The organism is Caenispirillum salinarum AK4, from assembly GCF_000315795.1.
GTDB classification, from domain to species: domain Bacteria; phylum Pseudomonadota; class Alphaproteobacteria; order Rhodospirillales; family Rhodospirillaceae; genus Caenispirillum; species Caenispirillum salinarum.
This window is the reverse complement of sequence record NZ_ANHY01000014.1, coordinates 135,423-143,460: the sequence shown is the minus strand read 5'-3', so window position 1 is coordinate 143,460 and position 8,038 is coordinate 135,423. Positions and strand designations below refer to the sequence as shown.

Below are 8,038 nucleotides of genomic sequence, written 5' to 3'. Positions count from 1 at the left end.
CTCGCCCACCGGCTGGCTGGCCGGCGCGGGAACGGGCGGCGGAGCCTCGGCCGGGGCCGGCGGCGCGGCGGGCGCCGGAGCCGGCTCGGGACGGGCCTGCGGCTGCGGCTGCGGCTGCGGCTGCGGTTCCGGGCGCGGCGGCGGCGTCGGTTTGCGGGCCGGCTCGGGAGGCGGCTCAACCGTCTCGACCGGCTCCACCGTTTCGACCGGCTCCACCGTTTCGACCGGCTCCACCGCCTCGACGGGCTCGACGGGTTCGGGGGGCTCGGCGGTCTCGACCGGCAGGGTGTCGACCGCCTCGACCGCCTCCACAGGTTCCACGGCTTGGACGGGCTCGGGCACGGGCGCCGGCTCGACCGGCTCCACGGGGTCCACCATCTCCATCGGCTCCACGGCTTCGGCCGCGTCCACGGTCTCCGGCGGCACCTCGGATGCCTCGGGCACGGCGGCGGCCTGGGCCGCCCCGGCCGCGGCCCCGGACGGGCCGAGATCCACCAGCATCCCGCCGACCCCCGGCGCCTGGGCCGTGGCCGGCGTCGGCGGCTGGCGGCTCACCCACCAGGCGAGCCCCACGTGCAGGCCGACGGCGAGGCCCACGGCCACGGCCACATGCAGGCCGCGACGGCCGCCGGCGGGCAGGACATGCGCGGTCATCGGCCGCCCTCCGTCGCCAGCAGGACCACCTGCTCGATGCCAGCCGCCCGCAGGTCCTCCAGCAGGCCGACCACGGCCAGCGCCTCAGCCGCGGCATCGGCCTTGACCTTGAGGACCGTCTCGGGATTGGCCGCGCGCCATGCCTGCACGGCGGCGGCCAGGTCATCCTCCCCGACCACCACGCCGCCCAGCGCCAGCCGCCCGTCGGCGGCCATGAGCAGCAGGCCCTGCCGGTCCTCGGGCTCGGCGTCGAGGGCCGCCTCGGGCGGGGTCACCTCGAACAGGTCGGCGCGTTCCAGCGCGCCCGCCACCATGAAGAAGACCAGCAGCAGGAACACCACGTTGATGAGCGGCAGGACGTTCTCGCCGTCCGGTGCGGGGCGATGGCGCTGACGGAACCGCATGGCTCAGCCCCCCGGCCCGCGCACGATGGACACGCCGGACAGACCGGCGGCCGTGACGGTCTCCATCACCGTCACCACGCGCTGCAGCGGGACGCCGGCATCGGGCTGCACCGCCACCCGCCGGTCGGGATTACGCTCGGCGACGGACGTCATGCGGGCGGCCAGCGCCTCCGCGTCCAGGCGCTCGCCGGCGATGTCGAGGCCGCCGTCGGCGCGCACCCGCACCAGCACCGCCCCTTCCACCGACGCCGCCGACACCGCCTTGGCGGAGGTGGCGAGGTCGATGGCGCGCCACTCGGTAAAGCTTGATGCCAGCATGAAAAAGACCAGCAGGATGAAAACCACGTCGATAAGCGGCGTCAGGCTGATGAGTGCCCGGCCGCCGCGTTTCTTGCGCACCACCTGCATGGGGTCACTCGGCGCCCTGGACCGCCACGCCGGCGTCGGAGACCGGCTTGCGGAACGCCGTCGCCGGCTGGCGGGTGAAGACCTGGGTCGCGGCATCTTCCATGGCGCGGCCGGCACGCTCCACCACGCCTTCCAGCCACTGGTGGGCGGCGGCGGCGGGAATGGCGACGACCAGCCCGGCGGCGGTGGTCAACAGCGCCACCCAGATGCCGCCCGACAGGATGGAGGGATCGACCTTGCTGCCGGCGCTCTCCAGCGCCTGGAAGGCGTCGATCATGCCGATGACCGTTCCCAGCAGGCCGAGCAGCGGGCTGAGCGTGGCGATCACCGCCAGCAGGCGCAATCCGCCCGTCAGGCGGTCGATGTGCAGGGCCGCCACGCGCTCCGCCTCCTCCCGCGCCTCTTCCGCCCGCATGTGCGGGTTGAGGCGCATGTGCAGGGCGACCAGCAGGACCTGGGCGACCGGCCCGCGCTCGCGGCTGAGCACCGGCGCCGCCTCGTCGGCCCGGCCGGCGTGCCACAGTTCCAGCGCCCGCCCGACACCGCGCCGCGCCCAGACACCGGCGGTCAGGAACTGGATGACCTTGTAAAGCACCACCGCCAGCGTCACCACCGACAGCGCCGCGAGAACCAGCATGATCGGTCCGCCGGCCGCCAGCAGCTCCACCACCTCGCCGAAGGGACCGACGGGCGCCGCGGCTGGAACCGCCTGCCCCTCCATGCCGCCCGGAAGCGGCGCTCCGTCGAGGGAGCCGCCACTGGCTTGCGGAGCGGCCGTCGGAAGGCTGCTGGGTGCGTCGGTCATGGGTGTCGCTCCCCGATGGGCGCCGCAACGGGCGCGAATATCACTGAATGAACGGAACGGCGGCGCGCGATGCGGTGCCGGGAACGGTGGCGCAGGCGTCGGCGCCGGCGTCCGCCCCGGTCTCACAGGTCAGGACGCCGTTCAGAAGAAGACGGCTGATGCCCTGGCAGGTCAGCCCTGCCAGGTCGAACAGCTTCACCCGCGTGGCCTCGGCCGGCAGCGGCCCCATCTCGGCGCCAAGCCGCTTCGCGACCACGCCGTTGGCGTCGAATGCCACGATGTCGAGCTTGAGCCGGTCGTAGTCGTGCGACGAGGCGTTGTTCAGCACCCACGTCACGCGGCAGTCGCCGCCCGCCGTCTCGAGCTTGTTCAGTTCCACGGTGACGGGGCGTGCCGGCTCTTCCGCCTGGGCCGGCAGGCAGACGCCTAGCGCCCCGCACAGGGCCACCGGCGCCAGCAAGTGCTTGCAGCGCATTCCTGTCCTCCTCTGAGGCCCCAATAGGAATGCGAGTCATTTTCATTGTCAAGGCAAAACAGCCCGACCACCGCTAAGGAATTGAGCCGCCGCCCCCCGGTTTGCCGGCGATTCACCCGGCGGCAGGCGGGGACAGACCTACGCGGCGGCAAGCGCCTCGCGCTTTCGGCGAACCTTGGCCAGCCGCTTCTCGAGCTTACGAATCTTCTTGTCCATCTTCTTGACCTTCTTCGAAGACGGCTTGCCGCCGGCCGTCATCAGCGGGCGGACGCGGAGGTTGACGCGGATCTTGTCGGCGTCGCTCATCTTCTTCCAGCCGCGCACCTCTTCCCTGGTGCGAAAACAGCCCCGGCACGGTTCAGCGCCCGAGAACTTGCAGACCCCGGTACAGGGACTCTTGGTGGATCGGTCACTCATGAGGTCGTTCCGTGCAGATCATTCGTGCGAGCCAGAACGGCGGCGGCAGGCCGGGGGTCACAGGAAAAGCGGGCATTTTCGTGGCGGCGGCGGCCGCTTGTCCGCGGAAAACCGCCTGCGGCCAGCGCCGAAAGGAGGGGTTGATTCGTCAGCCGATTGGCATGCATGACCTTCAAGCGATTCCACGGCTAAAAAAGTTACACATCGAACGCTAAATGCGTTATGACCTTACCTTATCGCGCACAGCGTCGAAATGAGCCTTTTTGGGGGGAAGGGTGCGTTCGAATGCCCGGCACCCCCGCGCGAACGGGGAGACTGGATGTTGGAGACGTGCCGTTTTTCAGGCGTTTTCAAATCCGCACGAGAAGCCGTCGCCGTCCAGGGCGCACGGCCGGGAGCCTTTTCGGCACCCGGGCGTCGCATCCGTCTGGGCCGGGACAACGGCGCCTCGTCCGGTTCGCTTCCTCCTGAAAGGTCGACAGTGCGACGATTCGGGGCCCGTGGCGTTCCAGCCGACCGGCTGGGACCCTGCGCCTTGACCGCACGGATCACCGACACGGGCCGCAGCCCCGGCGATGACCAGGCGACCTCGGACGCCGGGCCCGCCCCTCATTGCGCCTGCGAATCACCCCCTGCGATGGCAAGGCTGCGCCCGATGATAAACGGAGCGACGGCAGAATCGTACCGGAGCGCACGCCATACCCGTGCCAATGCCGTCGATGTTGCGGCGTCGGGCAGCGGCCCCGCGAGAGGTGGACCCGTTTGGGGTCCAGATGCAAGCTTGGCGACGATCCAGTGAGACTGTAAACAGATTCCGTCGTGCCCCGGCACGACAGGGAGCGAGGAGGCCAGGCCCGGGGGGCCGGCTTGGAAGGAAATTGGGAGACGTCATATGTCAGACACATCGGCTGCCGCTTACTGGAAAGCGAACGTGCGCATAATCTCCATTTGCATGGCGATTTGGGCACTGGTGTCTTTCGGGTTCGGCATCGTTCTTCGCCCGCTGATTTCGGGCATCCCCATCGGCGGTACCGATCTTGGGTTCTGGTTCGCGCAGCAAGGCTCGATCCTGACCTTCATCGCGCTGATTTTCTATTACCGCTGGTACATGAACAAGCTTGACCGCAAGTTCGACGTCGACGAATGAGGGGTGCCTGACCAATGGATCAATTTGTACTTAACCTGATTTTCGTGGGCGCGTCGTTCGCCCTCTACATCGGGATCGCGATCTGGGCCAAGGCCGGATCGACTTCGGACTTCTACGCCGCCTCGCGTGGCGTCAACCCCGTCGTCAACGGCGCGGCCACGGCGGCCGACTGGATGTCGGCGGCCTCGTTCATCTCCATGGCGGGCCTGATCGCCTTCGTCGGCTACGGCAACTCCACCTTCCTGATGGGCTGGACGGGCGGCTACGTGCTGCTGGCCATGCTGCTGGCCCCCTACCTGCGCAAGTTCGGCCGCTTCACCGTGCCCGACTTCATCGGTGACCGCTTCTACAGCCGCACCGCCCGCCTGATGGCGGTGGTGTCCCTGCTGGTCATGTCCATCACCTACGTGATCGGCCAGATGACCGGCGCGGGCGTCGCGTTCTCGCGCTTCCTGGAAGTGGACAACACCACGGGCCTGCTGATCGCCGCGGCGGTCGTGTTCGTCTACGCCGTGCTCGGCGGCATGAAGGGCATCACCTACACCCAGCTCGCCCAGTACGTCGTGCTGATCATCGCCTACACCATTCCGGCGGTGTTCATCTCGATGCAGCTGACGGGCAACCCGCTGCCGCAGCTCGGCCTGTGGTCCGACCACGTCGGGTCCGGCGAACCGCTGCTGAAGACCCTGAACGAAGTGCTGGTGGAACTGGGCTTCCAGGACTACACCGGCCATCACGGGTCGACCTTCAACATGGTGCTGTTCACCCTGTCGCTGATGATCGGCACGGCCGGCCTGCCGCACGTCATCATCCGCTTCTTCACCGTGCCGCGCGTGGCTGACGCCCGCACCTCGGCCGGCTGGGCGCTGGTGTTCATCGCCCTGCTGTACACCGTTGCCCCGGCCGTGGGCGCCATGGCCCGCCTGAACATCATCACCACCATCTACCCCGAGGGCGTTCAGGAGCAGCCGATCTCCTACGACGAGCGTCCCGACTGGATGCGCACCTGGGAAGAAACCGGCCTGCTGGCGTTCGAGGACAAGAACAACGACGGCCTGATCCAGTACTACAACAGCGAAAATCCGCCCGCCTTCGCCGCCGAGCGCGGCTGGGAAGGCAACGAGATGGTCACCTTCAACCGTGACATCCTGGTGCTCGCCAACCCCGAAATCGCGCAGCTTCCGGGCTGGGTGATCGGCCTGATCGCCGCCGGCGGCCTGGCCGCGGCGCTGTCCACGGCGGCGGGTCTGCTGCTGGCCATTTCCTCGGCCATCAGTCACGACCTGCTCAAGCGGACCTTTACGCCGAACATCTCTGAAAAGTCCGAACTTCTGGCCGCCCGCATATCCATGGCCTTCGCCATCGCGTTTGCGACGTGGCTGGGCCTCAACCCGCCGGGCTTCGCGGCACAGGTGGTGGCCCTGGCGTTCGGTCTGGCGGCATCGTCGCTGTTCCCGGCCATCATGATGGGCATCTTCTCCAAGACGATGAACTCCACGGGTGCGATCGTGGGCATGGTCGTCGGCCTCGGCTCGACCCTGCTCTACATCTTCACCTACCTGGGCTGGTTCTTCATCCCGGACACCAACATGCTGGCCAACACGCCTGACAACTGGCTGTTCGGCATCTCCCCGCTGAGCTTCGGCGCCGTGGGTGCGGTCCTGAACTTCATCGCCGCCTACATCACCCTGAAGATGACGCAGGAAGCCCCTGCCGAAATTCAGGAGCTGGTGGAATCCATCCGCGTGCCCAAGGGCGCGGGTGCGGCGTCGGACCACTGATCCAGTCGACGTAAATGCTACGGCCTGCCCTCTTCTAACGGGGGCAGGCCGCCCTACATCCAGACGATGTACACAGGACAGCAGGACGGGCAGGCGACATGACGCAAGACACCCAACAGGTACGGGAGTTCCTGCAAACCGTTCCGCCGTTCAATTCGCTGCCGCTGGACGAGCTGGCCCGCGTGGCCGGCTCCTTCAGCCGCAGGGACGTGCCCAAGGGCACAGTCATCCATGCCGAAGGGGAACCCATCGCCTCGGTCTGGCTGGTGCAATCCGGCAGCGTCGAGCGAACCGATGCCAACGGCGCGCTGGTTTCGCTGCTCAACCCTCGCGATTTCTTCGGGGTCCGCGGTTTTTTGCGCGACGGCCGCGTCATGACCACGGCCACGGCCGCCTCGGACGCCGTGCTGCTCTGCCTGCCGGGGCGCGAGCTGCACCGCCTGATCGACGCGCATTCGGCCTTCGACCGCTTCTTCAGCCGGGGCGGCGGGTCCAGCGCCAGGGTGGGACGCCAGACCGATCTGGCGACGCTGAAGGTGACCGACCTGATGGTCAGCAAACTCCTCAGCGCCGCGCCGCAGACAAGTGCCCAGGACGCGGCGCGGCTGATGCGGGAAAACCGCATTTCCAGCCTGCCGGTGGTCGAGGGGGAAAAACTGGTCGGCATCGTCACCACCCGCGACCTCTCCGGCCGCGTGCTTGCCGAAGGGCGGTCCGCCGACACGCCCCTGGCCGACATCATGACGCCCGACCCGCTGACGCTGTCGCCCCAGTCACTGGGGTCCGACATCCTGAACATGATGCTGGAAAACCGCGTCGGGCATTTGCCGGTGGTGCGCGACGGCAAGCTGCTGGGCATGATCACCCAGACCGACGTGACGCGGTATCAGGCCACCAGTTCGGCGCATCTGGTGCGCGATGCGGCGATGGCCGGCAGCTTCACCGACCTTGCCGAGGTGACCGAGCGCATCCCGCAGCTTCTGGCGCATCTGGTCGGGGCTCACAACGCCCATGACGTGGTCACGCGGCTGATCACCGACATCGCCGACGCCGCGACGCGGCGCCTGCTGAAGCTGGCCGAGGAGAAGTTCGGTCCGGCGCCCGTTCCCTTCGTCTGGGCGGCCTGCGGCAGCCAGGGGCGCCAGGAGCAGACGGGCCTCAGCGATCAGGACAACTGCATCATCATCGACGACAGCGCGTCCCCCGATGACATGGCCTACTTCACCGAGCTGGCGCGCTTTGTCTGCGACGGGCTGAACGCGGCCGGGTACTATTACTGCCCCGGCGACATGATGGCCTCCAACCCGCGCTGGTGCCAGCCGCTCAAGGTGTGGCGGCGCTACTTCCAGGGCTGGATCAACACGCCCTCGCCCGAGGCGCAGATGCTGGCGTCGGTCATGTTCGACCTGCGCCCGATTGGCGGGAAGGCGAGCCTTTTCGAGACCCTTCAGGAAGAGACGCTGGAGTCCGCGTCGAAGAACTCCATCTTCGTCGCCCACATGATCTCCAACTCGATCAAGCACACGCCTCCGCTGGGCCTTTTCGGCGGCCTTGCCACCATCCGGTCGCGAGAACACAAGAACCACGTCGACGTGAAGCTCAGCGGCGTCGTCCCGGTGATCGACCTCGCGCGCGTCTACGCCCTGCGCGGGCGGATTCCCGCGGCCAACACGCGGGCGCGCCTTCTGGCCGCCGAGGAGCAGGGCGTCGTCTCGGCGTCCGGGGCGCGGGACCTGATCGAGGCGTTCGACCTGATCGCCGATCTGCGGCTCAAGAACCAGGCCAACCAGGTACGCATGGGGCGCAAGCCGGACAACTTCCTGGCTCCCGCCGATCTGTCGGATTTCGAACGGTCCCACCTGCGCGACGCCTTCGTCGTGGTCCGCACCATGCAAAATGCGGTCGGCAGAATCGCCGGCACGCTCGGTTAACAGGAAAAACACGTAC

General features: G+C 68.1%; 9 protein-coding genes and 1 pseudogene. 4 read left to right on the top strand and 6 right to left on the bottom strand.

The window, feature by feature from the left end:
- The 6 genes and pseudogenes from C882_RS24405 to C882_RS25695 form a co-directional block, all read right to left on the bottom strand.
- Window positions 1–654, bottom strand: a pseudogene (locus C882_RS24405) (hypothetical protein); the annotation flags it as partial.
- Window positions 651–1,058, bottom strand: coding sequence for an ExbD/TolR family protein (locus tag C882_RS14625; RefSeq protein ID WP_009541409.1), 408 nt, complete (start codon window positions 1,056–1,058; stop codon window positions 651–653). The pseudogene C882_RS24405 and the gene C882_RS14625, both read right to left, overlap by 4 nt.
- Window positions 1,059–1,061: 3 nt before the next feature.
- Window positions 1,062–1,466 (bottom strand): ExbD/TolR family protein, encoded by a 405-nt coding sequence (locus tag C882_RS14620; RefSeq protein WP_009541408.1) that lies wholly within the window; start codon window positions 1,464–1,466, stop codon window positions 1,062–1,064.
- A 4-nt stretch (window positions 1,467–1,470) separates the two neighbouring features.
- The gene (locus tag C882_RS14615; RefSeq protein WP_236262692.1) at window positions 1,471–2,271 is read right to left on the bottom strand and encodes a MotA/TolQ/ExbB proton channel family protein; all 801 of its coding nucleotides are present in this window, start codon (window positions 2,269–2,271) and stop codon (window positions 1,471–1,473) included.
- 40 nt (window positions 2,272–2,311) lie between these two features.
- On the bottom strand, window positions 2,312–2,746 hold the full coding sequence (locus tag C882_RS14610; protein ID WP_009541406.1) for a hypothetical protein: 435 nt from the start codon (window positions 2,744–2,746) through the stop codon (window positions 2,312–2,314).
- Window positions 2,747–2,884: 138 nt separating this feature from the next.
- Complete coding sequence (locus C882_RS25695) at window positions 2,885–3,163, bottom strand: DUF1289 domain-containing protein (RefSeq protein WP_043645716.1); 279 nt, start codon at window positions 3,161–3,163, stop codon at window positions 2,885–2,887.
- 11 nt (window positions 3,164–3,174) lie between these two features.
- On the opposite strand from C882_RS25695, the gene C882_RS24710 reads away from it, so the two are divergent.
- The 4 genes from C882_RS24710 to C882_RS14590 all read left to right on the top strand — a co-directional run bounded on the left by C882_RS24710 (window position 3,175) and on the right by C882_RS14590 (window position 8,022).
- A complete protein-coding gene (locus C882_RS24710) occupies window positions 3,175–3,378 on the top strand; it encodes a hypothetical protein (protein WP_152415350.1) in 204 nt (67 codons plus the stop codon).
- Between the two features lie 677 nt (window positions 3,379–4,055).
- The gene (locus C882_RS14600) at window positions 4,056–4,310 is read left to right on the top strand and encodes a DUF4212 domain-containing protein (protein WP_043645715.1); all 255 of its coding nucleotides are present in this window, start codon (window positions 4,056–4,058) and stop codon (window positions 4,308–4,310) included.
- Between the two features lie 14 nt (window positions 4,311–4,324).
- Complete coding sequence (locus C882_RS14595) at window positions 4,325–6,091, top strand: sodium:solute symporter family protein (protein ID WP_009541403.1); 1,767 nt, start codon at window positions 4,325–4,327, stop codon at window positions 6,089–6,091.
- Between the two features lie 98 nt (window positions 6,092–6,189).
- Window positions 6,190–8,022 carry a DUF294 nucleotidyltransferase-like domain-containing protein gene (locus tag C882_RS14590; protein WP_009541402.1) on the top strand — a complete coding sequence of 611 codons (1,833 nt, stop codon included), beginning with the start codon at window positions 6,190–6,192 and terminating at the stop codon, window positions 8,020–8,022.
- Window positions 8,023–8,038 lie beyond the last annotated feature (16 nt).

Bases quoted from the DNA above. Each gene is read 5' to 3' on its own strand.
- C882_RS14625 (WP_009541409.1), bottom strand. From the start codon at position 1,058: ATGCGGTTCCGTCAGCGCCATCGCCCCGCACCGGACGGCGAGAACGTC.
- C882_RS14620 (WP_009541408.1), bottom strand. From the start codon at position 1,466: ATGCAGGTGGTGCGCAAGAAACGCGGCGGCCGGGCACTCATCAGCCTG.
- C882_RS14615 (WP_236262692.1), bottom strand. From the start codon at position 2,271: ATGACCGACGCACCCAGCAGCCTTCCGACGGCCGCTCCGCAAGCCAGT.
- C882_RS14610 (WP_009541406.1), bottom strand. From the start codon at position 2,746: ATGCGCTGCAAGCACTTGCTGGCGCCGGTGGCCCTGTGCGGGGCGCTA.
- C882_RS25695 (WP_043645716.1), bottom strand. From the start codon at position 3,163: ATGAGTGACCGATCCACCAAGAGTCCCTGTACCGGGGTCTGCAAGTTC.
- C882_RS14600 (WP_043645715.1), top strand. From the start codon at position 4,056: ATGTCAGACACATCGGCTGCCGCTTACTGGAAAGCGAACGTGCGCATA.
- C882_RS14595 (WP_009541403.1), top strand. From the start codon at position 4,325: ATGGATCAATTTGTACTTAACCTGATTTTCGTGGGCGCGTCGTTCGCC.
- C882_RS14590 (WP_009541402.1), top strand. From the start codon at position 6,190: ATGACGCAAGACACCCAACAGGTACGGGAGTTCCTGCAAACCGTTCCG.